Origin of the sequence: Virgisporangium ochraceum (genome assembly GCF_016863655.1) — a bacterium.
In the GTDB taxonomy this organism is placed as follows: Bacteria; Actinomycetota; Actinomycetes; order Mycobacteriales; family Micromonosporaceae; genus Virgisporangium; species Virgisporangium ochraceum.
The window spans coordinates 53,181-69,619 of sequence record NZ_BOPH01000090.1; the positions used below are offsets into that span (position 1 = coordinate 53,181).

At 73.3% G+C, this 16,439-nt stretch carries 18 protein-coding genes; 8 read left to right on the plus strand and 10 right to left on the minus strand.

Annotated elements, in window-relative coordinates; all coding sequences use genetic code 11:
* The first annotated feature begins 5 nt into the window (after positions 1 to 5).
* Positions 6 to 767 carry a hypothetical protein gene (locus Voc01_RS33595; protein WP_203931659.1) on the plus strand — a complete coding sequence of 254 codons (762 nt, stop codon included), beginning with the start codon at positions 6 to 8 and terminating at the stop codon, positions 765 to 767.
* Here the strand turns inward: Voc01_RS33595 and Voc01_RS33600 are convergent.
* From Voc01_RS33600 to Voc01_RS33615, 4 genes are all read right to left on the minus strand, one after another.
* Complete coding sequence (locus Voc01_RS33600; protein ID WP_203931660.1) at positions 764 to 1,489, minus strand: class I SAM-dependent methyltransferase; 726 nt, start codon at positions 1,487 to 1,489, stop codon at positions 764 to 766. The two genes, Voc01_RS33595 and Voc01_RS33600, sit on opposite strands and share 4 nt — an antisense overlap.
* A gap of 85 nt (positions 1,490 to 1,574) precedes the next feature.
* On the minus strand, positions 1,575 to 2,333 hold the full coding sequence (locus Voc01_RS33605; protein WP_203931661.1) for a metallophosphoesterase: 759 nt from the start codon (positions 2,331 to 2,333) through the stop codon (positions 1,575 to 1,577).
* A complete protein-coding gene (locus Voc01_RS33610) occupies positions 2,330 to 3,085 on the minus strand; it encodes a hypothetical protein (protein ID WP_203931662.1) in 756 nt (251 codons plus the stop codon). The genes Voc01_RS33605 and Voc01_RS33610 overlap by 4 nt, the downstream gene beginning before the upstream one ends.
* Before the next feature lie 397 nt (positions 3,086 to 3,482).
* A complete protein-coding gene (locus Voc01_RS33615) occupies positions 3,483 to 4,130 on the minus strand; it encodes a TetR/AcrR family transcriptional regulator (protein WP_203931663.1) in 648 nt (215 codons plus the stop codon).
* A 55-nt stretch (positions 4,131 to 4,185) separates the two neighbouring features.
* Here Voc01_RS33615 and Voc01_RS33620 point away from each other — a divergent pair, with 55 nt between their 5' ends.
* From Voc01_RS33620 to Voc01_RS33630, 3 genes are all read left to right on the plus strand, one after another.
* On the plus strand, positions 4,186 to 4,929 hold the full coding sequence (locus Voc01_RS33620; protein WP_203931664.1) for an alpha/beta fold hydrolase: 744 nt from the start codon (positions 4,186 to 4,188) through the stop codon (positions 4,927 to 4,929).
* Positions 4,926 to 5,786, plus strand: coding sequence for a hypothetical protein (locus tag Voc01_RS33625; RefSeq protein ID WP_203931665.1), 861 nt, complete (start codon positions 4,926 to 4,928; stop codon positions 5,784 to 5,786). Before Voc01_RS33620 ends, Voc01_RS33625 begins: the two co-directional genes overlap by 4 nt.
* A gap of 63 nt (positions 5,787 to 5,849) precedes the next feature.
* Positions 5,850 to 7,091, plus strand: coding sequence for a cytochrome P450 (locus Voc01_RS33630; RefSeq protein ID WP_239160654.1), 1,242 nt, complete (start codon positions 5,850 to 5,852; stop codon positions 7,089 to 7,091).
* A 66-nt stretch (positions 7,092 to 7,157) separates the two neighbouring features.
* Here Voc01_RS33630 and Voc01_RS33635 read toward each other — a convergent pair whose 3' ends face one another.
* The 3 genes from Voc01_RS33635 to Voc01_RS53395 form a co-directional block, all read right to left on the minus strand.
* On the minus strand, positions 7,158 to 7,916 hold the full coding sequence (locus Voc01_RS33635) for a P-loop NTPase (protein ID WP_203931666.1): 759 nt from the start codon (positions 7,914 to 7,916) through the stop codon (positions 7,158 to 7,160).
* 89 nt (positions 7,917 to 8,005) lie between these two features.
* Positions 8,006 to 8,269, minus strand: a complete 264-nt coding sequence (locus Voc01_RS33640; protein ID WP_203931667.1) for a YciI family protein — start codon at positions 8,267 to 8,269, stop codon at positions 8,006 to 8,008.
* A gap of 40 nt (positions 8,270 to 8,309) precedes the next feature.
* Positions 8,310 to 8,849, minus strand: coding sequence for an Lrp/AsnC family transcriptional regulator (locus tag Voc01_RS53395; RefSeq protein ID WP_239160655.1), 540 nt, complete (start codon positions 8,847 to 8,849; stop codon positions 8,310 to 8,312).
* Positions 8,850 to 8,951: 102 nt separating this feature from the next.
* Between Voc01_RS53395 and Voc01_RS33650 the strand changes: the two genes are divergently transcribed.
* Complete coding sequence (locus Voc01_RS33650) at positions 8,952 to 9,695, plus strand: 3-oxoacyl-ACP reductase family protein (protein WP_203931668.1); 744 nt, start codon at positions 8,952 to 8,954, stop codon at positions 9,693 to 9,695.
* A gap of 65 nt (positions 9,696 to 9,760) precedes the next feature.
* Here the strand turns inward: Voc01_RS33650 and Voc01_RS33655 are convergent, their stop codons facing one another.
* Both Voc01_RS33655 and Voc01_RS33660 read right to left on the minus strand, forming a co-directional pair.
* A complete protein-coding gene (locus Voc01_RS33655) occupies positions 9,761 to 10,138 on the minus strand; it encodes a VOC family protein (RefSeq protein ID WP_203931669.1) in 378 nt (125 codons plus the stop codon).
* Between the two features lie 10 nt (positions 10,139 to 10,148).
* On the minus strand, positions 10,149 to 10,862 hold the full coding sequence (locus tag Voc01_RS33660) for a class I SAM-dependent methyltransferase (protein WP_203931670.1): 714 nt from the start codon (positions 10,860 to 10,862) through the stop codon (positions 10,149 to 10,151).
* 220 nt (positions 10,863 to 11,082) lie between these two features.
* Here Voc01_RS33660 and Voc01_RS33665 point away from each other — a divergent pair, with 220 nt between their 5' ends.
* Positions 11,083 to 12,837 carry a putative bifunctional diguanylate cyclase/phosphodiesterase gene (locus Voc01_RS33665; protein WP_239160656.1) on the plus strand — a complete coding sequence of 585 codons (1,755 nt, stop codon included), beginning with the start codon at positions 11,083 to 11,085 and terminating at the stop codon, positions 12,835 to 12,837.
* On the opposite strand, the gene Voc01_RS33670 is transcribed toward Voc01_RS33665, so the two are convergent.
* The gene (locus Voc01_RS33670; RefSeq protein WP_203931671.1) at positions 12,719 to 14,227 is read right to left on the minus strand and encodes a serine hydrolase domain-containing protein; all 1,509 of its coding nucleotides are present in this window, start codon (positions 14,225 to 14,227) and stop codon (positions 12,719 to 12,721) included. The genes Voc01_RS33665 and Voc01_RS33670 overlap by 119 nt on opposite strands.
* 65 nt (positions 14,228 to 14,292) lie before the next feature.
* On the opposite strand from Voc01_RS33670, the gene Voc01_RS33675 reads away from it, so the two are divergent.
* Positions 14,293 to 14,937, plus strand: a complete 645-nt coding sequence (locus Voc01_RS33675) for a TetR/AcrR family transcriptional regulator (RefSeq protein ID WP_203931672.1) — start codon at positions 14,293 to 14,295, stop codon at positions 14,935 to 14,937.
* A gap of 48 nt (positions 14,938 to 14,985) precedes the next feature.
* A partial coding sequence (locus tag Voc01_RS33680; RefSeq protein WP_203931673.1) for an Hsp70 family protein occupies positions 14,986 to 16,439 on the plus strand: 1,454 nt, incomplete at its 3' end.

Consider the following 16,439-nt stretch of genomic DNA (forward strand, 5'->3'; position numbering starts at 1 on the left):
CGCGGGTGACCATCGAGCCCTGGACCCGGCCCGCGTTCCAGCCCACGGGCGCCACCGCGACCGCGATGCTCGTCGTGTTCGCCGACGACGACGTGCTCGGCGCGGCGCCCGACCTTCAGCTCAAGGGCATGGTGCCGGCGGGCTCGCCGGTCGCGGCGCTCGACCTGCGCGGCCACCACCACGCCGACGGTCCGGAGTGGATGGACGGCTGGCGCGGTGGTGCGGTGCGCACGATCGCCGAACGCGACCTCGGCGATCTCGGCCGGCTCGACGACGCGAAGTGCTGCTACTCGGTGACCGTCACGGTCGACGACCCGCGGGACCTGACCCACCTGCAACTGGCCTGGGCGGTCGCGGCGGCGCTCGCCCGGCAGGGCGCGTTCGCGGTGCTCGACGTGCACGCGGTGACCTGGCTGCCCGGGCCGGCCGTGGCCGACCTGCCGGCCGACCGGCCGTTCGTGGTGCAGCGGGAGGTGAGCCTCACGGCGGAGACCACGCCCGCCCCGGGCTTCGGGCATCCGGTGCACACGCGGGGCATGGTGAAGTTCGGCCGGCCCGACCTGGTGGCGGGGGTCGCCGCCGACGGCATCGAGCACACCGCGCAGGTGCTCAACCACCTCGCGCGAATGCTCGCCGAGGGCCACGTGCTCACGCCCGGGCAGCTCCTCCGGTTCGACGGCCAGCGGACGCTGCGCGTCGAGCCCTACGAGCCGGGCGGCGCGGTTCCCGAGGTCAACCTGAACAACGAGGGGCTACTGCTCGTCTAGTACGGGTCGTACGGGCTGTCGTGGCCGAACACCCGCGCCACCGGTCGCAGCCGCAACCGCAGCAGCACCTTCAGGAAGACGTTGCGGGTGAACCACGGCAGCTGCCGCATCAGCCGCGTCCGGTCGGCGAAGGCCGGACGGGCGAGCCGGAACCGGGCCAGCGACCCCGCTCTGTCCACATAGGAGTACCGCCGCGACGGCAGCACCTTCAGCACGACGCCGCTCGTGACGCCGATGGACGAGTAGCAGTCGTGCACCAGGATCTCGCCGCCGGGGGCCATGAACGCCGACCAGCGCAGGTCGTCGGTGAACGTCCAGTAGTCGTGTTTGCCGTCGATGTACAGGAGGTCGACGGCGCCGCCGTGCCAGGCCGGCCGGGCGCGGGTGCTGTACTCGGGCAGCAGCGCGACGGTGCCGGTCACCCCGGCTCTGGCCAGGTTCGCCTCGAACAGGTCGCGGGTCGACGGTCCGCCGAAGAGCCGACCGGTGACGAACGGGTCGACCGCCGTGACGCGCGCGCCCACCGCCTGCGCCGCCCGGGCCAGCACGACCGTCGAGCGGCCCTGGTGGCTGCCGATCTCGACGATGTGGGCGCCGGGCGCGAGCCGCCGGGCGGCGTGCCACAGCATCGCCGCCTGCGCGCGGGTGAGCCATCCCGGAATCTGCTCCGCGACGGCCCACACGGTGTCGAACTCTTCCTGGTGAACAGGAGTCTCAGTCATCAACGCTCACCGATCCTGGGGAGGCGACAACCGATACTAGCGTTACCGGCGGGTAACCGCGCGACTCTCACCCTGCGTCGACGGCTCATGCCAGCAGCGTCGCGTCCTCCAGGACGAGTGGTGACCAGGCCGGCGCACCCGTGCGTCCATGCTTCGGATCGACCGCGACGAACCGGACGCCGCTGACCCGGGTGGTGGTGTGCCGGGCGTCCCAGTCCACGGTGGACCGGGCCCGGATCAGCTCCGGACAGGTCCAGGCCCGGCGCGTGTAGCTGACGATCGTCGAGTGGCCGTGTACCTGACCGAACGGCGGGGCGACCGGCCCGTCGAGCCAGGAGCGGTACAGGTGCGGCGCGGCCTCGGCCCACAGCGGTCCGCGGTCGTGCCAGAGCAGCGGCTCGGGCCGCGTGTTGAGCAGGTCGGCCGCGGTCGTGGCGGTGACCGGCTCGCCGAGTTCGCGCCAGGCGTCGACGGTGATGCCGGCGTGCGTCACGAGGAACTCCTCGCCGTCGGCGGTGCGCACCGCGCAGGCGACGCGCATCCGGTCGGTCAGCCACCACCGGCGCAGCAGGTCGGCGTCGTCGTCGCCGAGCGGTTCGGGCCAGAACCGCTCGCCGCCGAGGTACTGCCCCTCGTGGTTGCCGATGAGCTGGATCCACCGTCGCGGTGCGGCCGTCAGGCGCTCGGCCACCAGCGCCAGCACGCCCGCGCTGTCGGGTCCCCGGTCGACCAGGTCGCCCACCTGGACCACGATGGCGTCGGGGTCCTCCGTCGCGGGCAGAACCACCCGCCGCAGCTCGTCGGCGCACCCGCCGACGTCGCCGACGATGACGATCCGGGTCACGGGTGGCTCGGGTCGGGCCAGTAGTTCGGGACCGGTTGCAGCGCCTCGCGTACGCGGGCGGCCTCGGCCGCCGCGAGCGCCGTCGTCACGGTCGCGGCCAGGACGGGCAGCGCCGTACCGAGCGCCGACGGCACGCCGCCGGCGTCTCCGTCGTTCTGGAAGACGAGCGTGTTGATGGCGAGCACCCAGGCCATCCAGATGGCCATCAGCGGCTGCAGGTACGGGTGCCCGTCGACGGCGTTGAACCAGTACTGGCTGATCAGGTAGATGCTGCGGAACGCGAACACCAGGAACCACAGGCTGACGATGCCGCCGTACACCATGCCGTTGAGCGGGATGTGGTCGTCGTACCGGTCGAGCCTGCTCGCGCCGCCGGCGTTGAACAGCAGGAGGGCGGCCATCACCGTGACGAACACGCCCAGCGTCAGCGCCGGCCAGCGCAGCTGCCGCACGGCCGCGCCGCGCCCGCCCCGCCCGGCCAGCGCGACGACGACACCCATGCACAGCAGCATGCTCGGGACCGCCAGCAGGCCGGTGAGCAGCAGGCTGTTGAGGAACGGCTCCAGCGCGAAATCGGAGAAGGCGCCGTAGTAGATGGCGATGCCGACCGTCATCACCAGGCCGGCGATCGCCCGGATCCGGCCGAGGACGCTCATCAGCGGATCCTCCGGCAGCAGCCGGTAGCGCGGTTTGAAGAGGAACGCCGCCGCTCCCCAGGGCAGCAGAACCATCGCCCACGACTGCCGTCTCATCGATACCCCCCGCGTATCAACCGCCGACGATACCCGGCTTCTGCGAGAAGCCGCCGGGGTTACCGCGGTGCCAGGTCCGCGCGGAGCAGGGCCAGGACGTGGTCGGCCCGGTCGGCCGCGCCGCGCCGCGCAGGGTCTCGGCGACGAAGTAGGGTCTCGGCGACGAAGGACTCGACGGGGAACGCGTCGCGGTACGTCCGATCGCGGTCCGCCGGCGTACTCGCGCGGTCCGCCGGTGGCCCCGTCGAGCGGCGCCGCGGCGGTCGCGTCGAGCAGGTCGCGCAGCACCGCCGGGTCGGGGAGTCCCGGGACGACGACCACGGTGTGCGACATGCCCCGGTGGACGGTCGCCGTGCCGAGGTCGAGGCCGGGCCACAGGTCCGCGACCGCGTCGGGATCACGGGAGGACCACGGCGTGCAGGGCCCGCCGGACCCACTCGCGGTAGCGGTCGAGGGGCCATCCGCGTTCGGCGACCAGCAGGCCGTACATCGCGAGGGAGTTCAGCGCCCAGATCGAGTCGCGGATCTCCGTGAACCGGGCCGGATCGTCGTCGCCGAGGCGGTCGACCACGGTACGGGCCAGCATCGTGGCGCCGGCGAGGCGCTGCCCGTCGATGACGCGTACCAGTTCGGCGATCTCGGGTTCGGCGTCGGCGGCGGCGTTGACCACCGCGAAGATCGGGTAGGCGCGCTCGGCGGTCGCGGCGTTGAGGTCCGCGAGCCGGTCGAGCACCTCGGCGGCGGTCGCGCCGTCGTGCACGTGCCGCATGGCGGGACGCTCGTGCAGCGGCACCTGGTCGGCGTCGCCGACGATCGTCGTCTCCGCCGCGGTCCGCAACACATTGACCTTGGACCGGTAGGCGCTGAACACGGTCGGAACCGAGACCCCGGCGGCGGCCGCGATCTGCGCCATCGAGGTACCGGCGTACCCGTGCTCGACGAACAGGCGCCGTGCGGTGTCGAGGATCCGGAGCCGGGTGGCCTCCGCCTGGGCGCGGCGGCCGGTGGAGTCGTAGGCGCGCCGCCCCTGTCGCTGACCGGACATTGACTTACCTTACTCAATATTCGATAGAGTTCAAGTTAAAGGAAATGGGGAACCCATGCTGCACCACCGGACCGCGGGCGAGGGCCCGCCGCTCCTGCTGATCCACGGCGCCGCCGAGGACGTCGACCTCCTGACGCCGCAGGCCGAGGCGTTCGCCGCCCGCGGCCGCCGGGTGATCTGGGCCGACCGTCGCGGCACGGGTCGCAGCCCGCGCGACCACTGGCCGTCCACCGTCGAGGCGCACGCCGACGACGCGGCCGACCTGCTCCGCGCGGAGAACGCCGCGCCCGCCACCGTGCTGGGCTTCAGTTCGGGGGGCATCGTCGCGCTCGCGCTGGCCGCCCGTCACCCCGATGCGGTGCGGGAGGCGATCGCCTGGGAGCCGCCGCTGATCAGCCTCGTCCCGGGCGGGACGGACCTCCACGCCGCGCTGTTGAAGCCGATCGAGGCGTACCTCGCCGAGCATCCCGGCGACTGGGCCGGTGGCTACCGCGTCATGCTCGACACCCTGTCGGAGGGCCGGGCCGACCACGACGCCCCGGTGGTGCGGGCGATGCGCCGCAACGCCGAGGCGGCCCTCCGCGACGACGCCGTCGTCATCACCCGGTACACGGTCGAGCCGTCCGATGGCGGCATCGTGGCCGTCGGTGCCGCGCCCGCCCCGCTGCACGCCGCGATCGCGGCCGCGTTCGCCGAGATCACCGGCCGCGCCCCGCTGGTCGTTCCGGCGGCCGACGACCACGAGGTCTACCTGCACCGTCCCGCGGTGCTCGCCGACGCGTTGGCGTCCCGGTGGTGAGGGCCGCGCCGTGGCTGGCCTGGCCGGTCGGCCTCGCCCTCGCGCTCGGGCACCTGCTCGGCGGCCTGCTGCCGGGTGTGGCGTTCGTCGTGGTCGATGCCGCCTACGTGCTCGCGGTGGTCGTCACGCTTCATCGGGGACGGTGGACGCGCGATCGCGCGGCCCTGGCGTTGCTCGGCGCCGGGGTGGGAATCTTCGCGCTCGCGTCGCTGACCGGCGTGCCCACCGCGCGCCAGCCCACGGCGATGCTGCTGAACGCGGCGGTCCTGTTCGCCGCGGCGGTGGCGCTCGCGGTCGGCGCGGTCGCGTTGGCGCACCGGATGCCGGGCCTCCCGGCGCGGCTGGGGGTCACCGCGGTCGTGGTGGGCAGCGCCGGCTACCTGCTGAACCTGCTGGCCCGGTGGGCCGTGGTCCTGTCCGGTGCCGCGCCGTGGCAGGCGGCGGTGGAGGACCGGGCCTGGGTGGCGAACGTCTACCTGCGCGGCCTCGACGGCGTGCCCGACACGATGTCGCTGCTGCTGGTGTGGCTCGACCTGATGCAGGTCGCCTACGTGGTGCTCACGTACGTCGGCTTCGCCGGGCTCGCGGTCGCGGCCGGTCGGGCGGGTGCGGTGTCCGGGTCGGCGGCCCGGGCGGTGGCCGCGGTCGGCGGGGTCGCGGCGGGTCTCACGGTGCTGTGCGCGGTGCTGGCGCCGGTGTCGGTGGTGGCGGCGGAGGCCGCGTTCGTGCTGACCATCCCCTTCATGTCGACGCTGGTTCCGGCCCTCCTCGCCTGTGCCCTCCTCACCCACACCCCGACAGCCGCGCCCTCGCTCGCGCGTGACCCGGCACGAACGAACATCATCCTGGGAAAATGATGTTCCTGGGCGCCCGGTCGCCGGGGCGTTGACCCGCCCGCGCGGGGCAGGGAATCTGTATGCATGGATGTGATCGATTTTGATCTATCAAGCCGGGAGTTCTGGGCGCAGTCGCAGGGGGAGCGGGCCGCTGCCTTCGAGCGGCTGCGCCGGCTCGACGCGCCGGCGTTCTTCGAGGAGATCGAGATCCCGTGGGCGGAACGCGGTCCCGGGTACTACGCGCTCGTCAGGCACGCCGACGTCGTCGGGGCGAGCCGCAACGCCAAGGTGTTCAGCTCGGGCCAGGGCGGCGCGACCACGATTCCCGACCTGCCGGAGGACTTCGTCGAGTACTTCGGATCAATGATCAACATGGACGACCCGAAGCACGCCCGCCTGCGGCGGATCGTCTCGCGTGCGTTCACCGCCACGATGGTCACCCAGCTCAAGGACCAGATCGCGGCCGTCTCGACGCAGTGCGTCGACCAGCTGCTCGACGCCGGCTCCGGCGGCGACTTCGTCGACCTGGTCGCCGCCCGCCTCCCGTTGAAGATCATCTGTGACCTGATGGGCCTGCCGGACAGCGAGCACCAGTACGTGCTCGACCGGTCCAACGTGATCCTCAGCGGGTTCGACCCCGAGTACGCCGGCGAGGACCCGACCGAGACGGGCCTGAAGCTGCTCAACGCCGGCATGGAGCTGCAGCAGCTGGTGCAGGACCTGGCCGCCGAGCGGGAGAGGAACCCGACCGGCGACCTGACGTCGGCGCTCGTGCACGGCAACGTCGACGGCGAGAAGCTCACGATGCAGGAGCTGGGCTCGTTCTTCATCCTGCTGCTGGTGGCCGGCAACGAGACCACGCGGCATTCGATCTCCAGCGCGCTGCACCTGCTCACCGTGAACCCCGACGTGCGCGCCCAGCTCCTGGCGGACCTCGACGGCCGGTTGCCCGGCGCGGTGGAGGAGGTCGTGCGGCTGACGTCGCCGGTCATCTACATGCGCCGCAAGCTCACCCGCGACTTCGAGCTGAACGGTCACGGGTACCGCGAGGGCGACAAGGTGGTGCTGTTCTACTGCTCCGCCAACGTCGACGAAACCGTCTTCCCGGACCCGTACCGGTTCGACATCACCCGGGACCCCAACCCGCACCTGGGCTTCGGCGCTGCCGGTCCCCACTTCTGCCTGGGCGCCCACCTGGCCCGCCTGGAGATCACCGTCCTCCTGGAGGAGCTCCTCCGGCGCGTGCCGACCATCGAGGGCGCCGACCCGGTCCGCCTGCACTCGAACTTCATCAACGGCATCAAGCACCTGCGGTACACGCTCTGACCCCACCCCGCGGACCCGGCCGCGTGCCCGGCCCACGCGGCCCGGCCGGGTAGGGGGCGTGCCGCGTCACATGTCCGCCGCGGCCGCGCGCACCGCCGCGGCCGCCTCGCGGAGCGCGACCGCCCGGGGCGACTCCGGTGCCGTCACGACCACCGGTTCCGTTCCGCCGCTGCCGTCGGCCGCGACCACGCCCATCGGCACCGTGCCGAGCCGCGCGAGGCCCGCGGCCCAGACCGACCGTTCGTGCGCGACCGGCGGGAACACCTCCAGGCGGGTGTCGCAGCACGGGCAGGTCAGGCCGGCCATGTTCTCGATGCCGCCGAGGGCGGTCGCGCCCGCCGTCGACAGGGCGGCCAGCACCCGGCGGTTGTCGAGATGCGCCACGTCCTGCGGGGTCACCACGATCACCGCGCCGGCGGCCGGCAGCAGGCGGAACGTCTCCTGCACCACGTCGGACGTGCCGGGTGGGAGGTCGATGACCAGGACGTCGAGGTCGCCCCACTCGGTCGCGAAGACCAACTGGGCCAGCAGCGCGCCGGCGAGGCCCGCCATCAGCGTCACCGCCTGGTCCTCCGCGACGATGAAACCGCTCGACATCACCGTGACGCCGTACCGCTCCACCGGCTCCAGTGCCGCCTTCGCACCGGCCCGGGAGAGCATCCAGCCGCTCGACGGCGCGCTGCGGCGGAGTCCGACCATCAGCGGAATGTCGGGCGCGTGGAGGTCGGCGTCGAGCAGCCCCACGCGTGTGCCGTCGAGCCCGAGGGCGACGGCGAGGTTGAGCGCGACCGTCGACTTGCCCACCCCGCCCTTGCCGCTGCACACGGCGATCACCACGGGTGCGGGTGGCGGTGGTCCCGGTGGGCGCGGGACCGGGGTTCCGGGGCGGAAAGGCGGAAGGGTCACAAGGCAGGCTAATCGACCAGCGGCCGCACCTCGACCCCGCCGTCGCGGGTGGCCGGGTCGGCCCGGGCGATCGCCAGCACCACGTCGAGGTCGGGTGCCTCGACGACGAAGAACCCCGCGGCCGCCGGGTGGCCGGCGTGGAACGGGCCGGCGCTCACGACGTCTCCCCGGATGGAGATCGCCGTGGCACCGAACGGGAACGCGAATCCCGCGAGCGTGAACAGCCTGATCGGGTCGGCGGACGAGTAGACGAGGATTGCGTACCGGGTCATGCCATCCCGACGAGCGGTGCCGGAGCGATTCGACAGCGCCTCAGAAGCTCACGGCGCCGACCTGCTTGACGTGCCGCAGCAGCGGCGCGGTCTCGACCCGTTCGACGCCGTCGAGCACACCGACCCGTTCGGTGAGGTAGCGGTGGAGCGCGGGCATGTCCTGGCAGACCACGGTCGCGACGACGTTGGTCTCCCCGGTGGTCGCCGCCGCGAAGACGATCTCCTCGTGTAACGCCAGCGCCCCGCCGATCCGCGCCAGCCGCGACGGCGACACCGCCATCCACAGCAGCACCCGGGCGTGGAAGCCGAGCCGGTCGGGGTCGACCTCGACGTCGAAGTAGACCGTGCCGGAGCCGGTCGGGCTGGTGTTGATCGGTGGCGGCGCCGCGTTGCAGGCGCGACTGGACCCGCACAGCGGCGGTTCGGCTGCTGCTGCCCGGCCTGGTACTGGCCGGGGTGGGTGTGGGTGCGTGCTGCCGACGCTGGCGTCGGCAGTGCTGGCCGCGGCGTTGGCGGCGGTCGCCGCGGTGCTGGTGCTGGCAACGGTGCGCACCCCGGCCGCCGGCGGCACCGGGGCCACGGCGGGTGCCCCGGCCGGGGCCGGCGGGATTCGGACCGGGCGTTCGGACGCCGGGTCCGATCGCCGCCAGACGGCCGGCACCTGACCGACCACGATTCGTGCATGACCACAGCACTTCAGGACAAGGTCGCTCTCGTCACCGGCGGCAGCCGCGGAATCGGTGCGGCCATCGCGGTCCGGCTCGCCGCTGACGGTGCCGACGTCGCGTTCACCTACCGGGGCAGCCACGACCGCGCGTCGGACGTCGTCGAGCGGATCAAGGCGACCGGACGCCGGGCGGTGGCGCTGGCCGCCGACAGCGCCGATCCGGTGGCGGTGCGCGACGCGGTGGAGCGGGCGGCCGGCGACCTCGGCCGGCTCGACGTCCTCGTGAACAACGCGGCCGTGTTCGCGGTGAAGCCGTTGGAGGAGACGGGCGTCGACGAGTTCGAGGAGGCGATGGCCGTGAACGTGCGGGCGGTGTTCGTCGCGACGCAGGCGGCCGTGCCCCACATGGCGGCCGGCGGGAGGATCATCAGCATCGGCAGCAACGTGGCCGACCGCGCGGTGTTCCCGGGGTTGACCATGTACGCCACGAGCAAGGCGGCCCTCGTGGGTCTCACCAAGGCGCTCGGTCGCGAGCTCGGGCCGCGGGCGATCACGGTGAACCTGGTCGTGCCGGGCCCCACGGACACCGACACCAACCCGGCCGACGGCCCCGCCGCGGCGACCATCAACGGGTTCACCGCGCTGGGCCGCTTCGCCGCCCCGGCCGAGGTCGCCGGCGTGGTCGCGTACCTGGCCCGCCCGGAGGCGGCCTACATCACCGGCGCCACCGTGCCGGTCGACGGCGGCTTCACGATCTAGCGCTCCGCGGAGAGGGCCGGCCGTCTCTGTCCACGGGGAGCCGGCTCTCCCCGCACGGCGGCCGGCTACCCGTGGTGGACCGCCTCGACGTTGTGGCCGTCGGGATCGCGGAGGAAGACCGCGTAGTAGCCGGGGTGGTACTCGGGCCACTCGCGGGGTGCGTGGAGGACCTCCGTACCCGCGGCCACAGCGGCCTCGTGGACCGCGTCGACCGCGGCGCGGCTGGGGGCGCGGAACGCGATGTGCAGCTCGCGCGTCTCCGGGCCGGGGGCCGGCCCGAGCCAGAAGTCGGGGCTGCCGTCGGCCAGGGAGAGCCCGATGGCGAAGGAGTCGCCGCTCGGGAAGCGCATCGCCTCGCGCATTCCGAGCGGTGCGAAGGTGCGTACGTAGAACTCCAGCGAGCCGAGCACGTTGGCCACCTGGATACCGAGATGATCGAGCATGCCCGTGACGCTAGCCCCCGGGTACGACAGAAGCCCGGTGAACGCGCGTGACGAGCGGCAACGGGAAGCGGCCGGCCAGCCCCGACTCGGTCATCAGCCGGCGTACTGCGTCGAGCAGCGTCTCACGTTCGGACGGCGATGCGACCAGGTACGGCGACCGCGTCCTGGTGAGGTCGAGCAGCCCCTCGGGGCTCATCGGCATCGCGTGCCGGAACTCGCCGACCCGGGCCGGCGTGAACAGCGGGCCGAAGTCGACCACCTCGATGTCCGGGGGAGTGCCGTCGACGATCTCGACGAAGCGCAGCGTCCACGGCGCCTCGACGTCGGCGTCGTTCCAGAGTGCGGCGAACACACCGCCGGGACGCAGGACGCGCGCGATCTCCGGGTGTGCCCGTTCGGGGTCGAACCAGTGGTAGGCCTGCCCCGCCACGACCGCGTCGACGGACGCGTCGGGCAGGGGCACCGCTTCGGCGGTCCCATCGAGGGCTTCGACGCCCGGGCTGGTCCGCGTGAGGCGGTCGCGCATGCGGTCGTCGGGTTCGACGGCGACGACGCGGTGCCCGAGGTCGCGCAGCAGGCGGCTCAGGATCCCGGTGCCGGCGCCGAGGTCGGCGACCCGCAGCGGACCCGGACCGAGCGCCCAGCGCACCGCGTCGGCCGGATAGCCGGGCCGGTGGGCGTCGTACAGGTCGGCGGCGGAGCCGAAGGAATTGGCGTGCTCCATGCGCCCAGTGCAGCACGACACGAGATCCTTTTCGTCCCCGGGCCGATCTCATCGATAATGGTCGGTGGCCGATCGTCACAAAGGCCGCGCCAGCGTCGGAGCGGTCGCCGGGAAGGATCACGGAAATGGAGCCGTCGCGCCAGGCATCCGCGGATCTCGATATCGACACCGAACGACCGACGATCGTGGTCATTCAGCGAAACGCGCGAACGGCCGCGGCGTGAACGAGGGCCTCGACGTCTTCGCGCGGGCGTGGGCACGGGAGATCGTCGGCACCTCGTACGTCCCGATGGCGCGGTCCCAGGCCGTCGGCTTCCTCCGGGAGCAGGCCGACGTGCTGCACCGGTCGCTGACCGCCGACACGTTCGACGCCGTCGCCGGTCGCGCGGTGGGAACGGCGTTGGCGCGCACCGGCTTCACCGCGCCGGAGGCGCTCGGCCGCTCCGTCGTGCTGCTGCAGCGGCGTCTGGTGGCCGACCTCGGGCTCACCGGTCCGGCCGCCGCGGAGGCGGGCCGCCGGCTCGTCCGGTTGACGGGTTCCCTCACCGAGGGGTTCGTCCGCGCGGTCCGTGACCTCACGCTCGACGCGCAGGACGATCTGCACCGCGCGACCATGCGGGCCAAGGCGAGGGTCGAGAACGCGTTGCGGGAAAGCGAGGCGCGGGCCCTGCACGCCGCCCTGCACGACCCGTTGACGGGCCTGCCCAACCGCACGTTGTTCACCGAGTGGCTGGCCGCGTTGCTGTCCGGCGCCGCGCTCACGGGCACCGGGCCCGCCGCCAGGCCGGCCGCGCGGTTCGCCGTCTGCCTCGTCGGGGTCGATCGGTTCAAGAGCGTCAACGGGACGTTCGGACCGGCGGTCGGTGACCGCGTGCTGGTCCTCGTCGCCGAGCAGTTGCGTGCGCTGGCCACCGAGTTCGGTTGCCTGGTGGCGCGCATCGGTGGCGACGAGTTCGGGTTCCTGGTCCCGGACACGACCTGTACCGACGACGCGCTGAAGTTCGCCGACCGCGCGCTGCGCCGCATCGCCGAACCGATGCATGTCGACGGCCGTGAGATCCCGCTGTCGGCGAGCGCCGGTGTTCTCGAACGTGCCGCCGACGGCGGCGATCCCGCCGACGTGATGCGGTCCGCGACCATCACGCTGCACTGGGCGAAGGCCGACGGCCGTGGCCGGAGCGCGCTGTTCGACGCCGGGCGCAACGCCGACGACGTCGCGCGGTACGCGTTGTCGGCGGCGTTGCCGGCCGGGCTGCGCAACGACGAGTTCGTGCTCGCCTACCAGCCGCTGGTCGACCTGCGCACCGGTGCCATGGTCGGTGTCGAGGCGCTGGCGCGGTGGCGGCATCCGGCCCGCGGCGAACTCGGTCCGCACGAGTTCATCGGGCTCGCCGAGGACAGCGGCCTGATCGGCACTCTCGGCCTGCAGGTGCTGGAGAAGGCGTGCCGGCAGGCGCTGCGGTGGGAGTCCGCGGGGTCGGCGCCGCCGTTCGTGAGCGTCAACCTCGCGGTGCAGCAGATCCGGGACCCGGCGCTCGTCGGCCGGATCGCCGCGGTGCTCGACCGCGTGGGGCTTCCGGCCGGCCGGCTGCAGCTGGAGATCACCGAGAGCGCGGTGATGAGCATCGACGACCACACGCTCGGAACCCTGCGCGCGTTGCGGGGCCTGGGTGTGCGCCTGGTCATCGACGACTTCGGCACCGGCTACGCCAACCTGTCGTACCTGTGCGACCTTCCGGTGCACGGGCTCAAGCTCGCCGCCCAGTTCCTGCGGGACCTCGACGGTCGCCAGGCGTCGCGGCGTGCGGCGCTGCTGGAGGCGATGGTGTCGGTCGGCCACCGGTTCGGGCTCGCCGTCACCGCGGAGGGTGTGGAGACGCGGAGCCAGGCCGATCTGCTGCGTGGGTTGGGGTGTGATCTGGCGCAGGGGTGGCTGTTCGGTCGTCCGATCCCGCCGGGCGAGGTGCGCTTCTGAACCGCCGGTACGTGATGGTGCCGGCCCGGGTGAGCCCGAGCAGCACGGCCAGCGCGGCCACGGTCACGCCGGTCCAGCCGACGTCGGGCGTCCACAGCAGCACCTGACGGAGACCGGCGCCCGCCGCCGCGGGGAGCCCGACCACGACGGCGGTCGCGAGCGCGCCACCGCCGAGCAGCCAGGGAACCGGCCTTCCACGGGCCTTCCACGGCGCGCGGACGATCGCGACGACCAGCCCGACCGCCAGGAGAACAAGCCCGCCGAGCACGTACGTGAACGTGTTGTCGGCCGGGCGCGGATCCGGTCGTTCACCGCGCATGATGGCGGCCACGTCGAACGCGGCCGAGGCCAGCGCCGGATCCATCGCCAGACTGTACACATTGGACAGTACGACCACGCCGGTGCGCGTGTCGGGGCTCAGCACGATGTGGGCGAAGTACCCGGGGGTCGCACCGGCGTGCCAGACGAGCCGGGCACCGCTGTCGCTCGTGGAGTCGCGCCACCCGAGCCCGTACCGGCCGTTGCCGGTGTCGGCCAGGCCGGTGTGGGTCAGCTCGATCCCTTGCGGCGACAGGATTCCCGCGCCGCCGCCGAGCTGTGCCGCCACGAACCGGGTGGTGTCGTCGAGGCTCGCGGCGAGGTATCCGTACGGCACCCCCGCGGTGTCGAACGGCGAGTCGAACCGCACCGGCCGCCCGAACCACATGCGGTGACCGGGCGGCAGCCCGATCGCGTCGGCCTCGGCCGCCGTGGTGGCGGAGTGCCGCATTCCCAACGGATCGAGCACGTTCCGCCGCAGGTAGGTGCCGAACGACTGGCCGCTGACCGCGGCCACCAGCGCACCGAGGACGGCGTAGTTCGCGTCGCTGTACTCGTGCCGGGCGCCCGGCTCCGTCGTGTCGTCGAGCGTGGAGAGGTCGCGGACCGCGCGGTCGAGGCCGCCCGGGGTGTTGTCGAACCGGTCGGTGAGCCCGGTGGTGGCGATCTCCGGGAGCCCGCTGGTGTGGGTGAGCAGGTGCCGCACCGTGATCGCGGCGGCGGCCGCCTCGTCACGCAGGTCGAACCACGGCAGGTAGCGCCGCACCGGCGTGTCGAGGTCGACCCTTCCTGCCTCGACGAGTTGCGTGACCGCCAGCGCGGTGACCGGCTTCGACACCGACCCGAGCAGGAACGGCGTCTGCGTGGTGACCTTCGCGCCGTTGCCGTCCTCGCCCAGCGTCACCGTCTGAACGACCCTGCCGTCCCGCACGACCGCCGCCGCCAGCCCGGGAATGTGGTGCGCCGCGGCGTGGCGCTTCAGGTAGGTGCCGATGTCGGCGTTCTCCGCCTGTGCCGGCGTGGCCGGCGCGAGAAGCCCCGCTCCGATCGCCACCGCGGTGAGCCATCGCATGCCGCCTCCATAACCGTATCGCCATATTGTTATGGAGGTATACCGTACCGCGATATGGTTATGCAATGCCCCGGGTCTCCGATCACGACGCACGGCGCCGCCAGGTGGCGGCCGCGGTCGCCGGTCTCGTCGCCACCGACGACCTCGACGGCGTCACGGTGGCCCGGACCGCGGCGGCGGCCGGCATCTCGGTCGGCCTGGTGCAGCACTACTTCGCGACCAAGGACGACATGCTGCTGTTCGCGTACGCCCACGTGCGGGAGCAGATCGAGGCGCGGGTCGCGACGGCCGTCGACGCCGGCGCCGGGTCGGGCGCGCGCATCGAGCACGTGCTCCTCGACGCGCTGGGTGAACTTCTCCCGCTCGACGGGCGGCGGCGCCGCGAGTGCCGCGTCATGCTGGCGTTCGCCGGTCGCACGCTCGACAGCCCGCGGCTCACCGAGGTCCTGCGCGCCAGCGCCGACAGCGTCCGCGAGCGGTTGGCCGTCGCGATCCACAACGGCAAGGAGTGCGGCGAGGTGCCCGCCGCCACCGACGACCACGCGGAGTCCGTCCGGCTCCTTGCGGTGGTCGACGGGCTGGCCCTGCACGCCTACGTCGCCCCGGACACCGTGACGGCGGAGGCCGCGCACTCCGCGCTGGCCGATCATCTGCGCGCGTTGTTTCCCGGCCCGTGCCGGCAGCCGCGACGGGTGTCTACAGTGGACTGACTGGTCGACAGGCGTTGATCTCTCGCATCGACTGTCTACGCTGGCCGCATGGCGCTGGGCCATCGACTCGGCATCGACTTCGGAACCACCAACACGGTCGCCATGCTCACCCGGCCCGACGGTCGCACCCGGCCGCTCCTGTTCGACGAGTCACCGGTTCTCCCGTCGGCGGTGTTCCTGCGCGCCGACGGTGAGCTCGACGTCGGGCGTGACGCGGCCCGGGCGGCGCTCGCCGCTCCGGCCCGGTACGAGCCGAACCCGAAGCGGCGCGTCCACGAGGGGACGCTGCTGCTCGGGTCCACCGAGGTGCCGGTGGTCGACGCGATCGCCGCCGTGTTCCGGCGGGTGGCGGCGGAGGCCGGCCGCGTCGTGGGCGGGTCACCGGTCGAGACGGTGCTGACGCATCCCGCCGCGTGGGGCGCGGCGCGGTGCGGGGTGCTCGTCGGCGCGGCCCGGTCGGCCGGGCTCGACGTGTGCGGGCTGGTGCCGGAGCCGATCGCGGCGGCGAGCTACTTCACCGCGGTGCTGGGCAACGCGGTGAAGAAGGGGCGGGCGCTCGCCGTCTACGACTTCGGTGCCGGCACGTTCGACGCCTCGGTGCTGGCCCGGAAGGCGCGCGGGTTCCGCGCGGTCGCGGTCGGTGGTCTGGACTCGGTCGGCGGCCTCGACCTCGACGAGGCGATCGTCTCCTGGCTGGCCACCGGCCCCGGTGAGCGGCACCCCGAGGAGTGGCGGCGGCTCACCCACCCCGCGTCGCCGGCTGATCTCCGCGCGCGCAGAGTGCTGTGGGACGAGGTGCGCGGCGCGAAGGAGGCCCTCTCCCGCCAGGCGTCGACCACCCTGTTCGTGCCGCTCGTCGACTCCGACGTCCTGATCACCAGGGACGACCTCGAGCGGATCGTCGGCCCGTTGGTCACGCAGACCGTCGCCGCGATGCGGACGGTGCTGCGGCAGGCCGGCCCCGGCCGGCGCGTCACCGACCTGTTCCTCGTGGGCGGGTCGAGCCGGATCCCGCTGGTGGCCACGGTGCTGCACCGGAGGCTGGGCATCGCGCCGATGGTCACCGACCAGCCGGAGCTGGTGGTGGCGGAGGGCAGCCTGCACGCCACGGTCAACCCGGTGCCGGAGCCGGAGCCGACCACCGCGGTCGTGGTGGCGGGGGAGGCCCCGGCGCCGCAGGGGGCGGAGCCGGAGGCCGGCCCGGTGGACCCGGGGGCCGAACGAGCGGCGCCGGAGGCCGAGGGAGCCGGGCCGGTGGACCCCGGGCCGGTGGACGCGGCGCCCGAGCCGGCGTCGGGGGCCGAGCCGGCGTCGGGGGCCGAGTCGGAGTCCTGGCCGCCGCTCGAGCCGCCGCTCGAGCCGCTCGAGCCGGCCTCCGAGCCGTTGCCCGAGCCGTTGCCCGAGCCGTTGCCCGAGCCGTTGCCCGAGCCGTTGCCCGAGTGGCCGCCTGAGCCGTTGCCCGAGCCGTTGCCCGAGTGGCCGCCTGAGCCGTTGCCCGAGCC

What these genes read in the sequence shown, in the direction of transcription:
- Voc01_RS33600 (WP_203931660.1), bottom strand. Translation starts at nt 1,489, where the DNA reads ATGACTGAGACTCCTGTTCACCAGGAAGAGTTCGACACCGTGTGGGCC.
- Voc01_RS33610 (WP_203931662.1), bottom strand. Translation starts at nt 3,085, where the DNA reads ATGAGACGGCAGTCGTGGGCGATGGTTCTGCTGCCCTGGGGAGCGGCG.
- Voc01_RS33615 (WP_203931663.1), bottom strand. Translation starts at nt 4,130, where the DNA reads ATGTCCGGTCAGCGACAGGGGCGGCGCGCCTACGACTCCACCGGCCGC.
- Voc01_RS33620 (WP_203931664.1), top strand. Translation starts at nt 4,186, where the DNA reads ATGCTGCACCACCGGACCGCGGGCGAGGGCCCGCCGCTCCTGCTGATC.
- Voc01_RS33630 (WP_239160654.1), top strand. Translation starts at nt 5,850, where the DNA reads ATGGATGTGATCGATTTTGATCTATCAAGCCGGGAGTTCTGGGCGCAG.
- Voc01_RS33640 (WP_203931667.1), bottom strand. Translation starts at nt 8,269, where the DNA reads ATGACCCGGTACGCAATCCTCGTCTACTCGTCCGCCGACCCGATCAGG.
- Voc01_RS33650 (WP_203931668.1), top strand. Translation starts at nt 8,952, where the DNA reads ATGACCACAGCACTTCAGGACAAGGTCGCTCTCGTCACCGGCGGCAGC.
- Voc01_RS33655 (WP_203931669.1), bottom strand. Translation starts at nt 10,138, where the DNA reads ATGCTCGATCATCTCGGTATCCAGGTGGCCAACGTGCTCGGCTCGCTG.
- Voc01_RS33660 (WP_203931670.1), bottom strand. Translation starts at nt 10,862, where the DNA reads ATGGAGCACGCCAATTCCTTCGGCTCCGCCGCCGACCTGTACGACGCC.
- Voc01_RS33670 (WP_203931671.1), bottom strand. Translation starts at nt 14,227, where the DNA reads ATGCGATGGCTCACCGCGGTGGCGATCGGAGCGGGGCTTCTCGCGCCG.
- Voc01_RS33675 (WP_203931672.1), top strand. Translation starts at nt 14,293, where the DNA reads ATGCCCCGGGTCTCCGATCACGACGCACGGCGCCGCCAGGTGGCGGCC.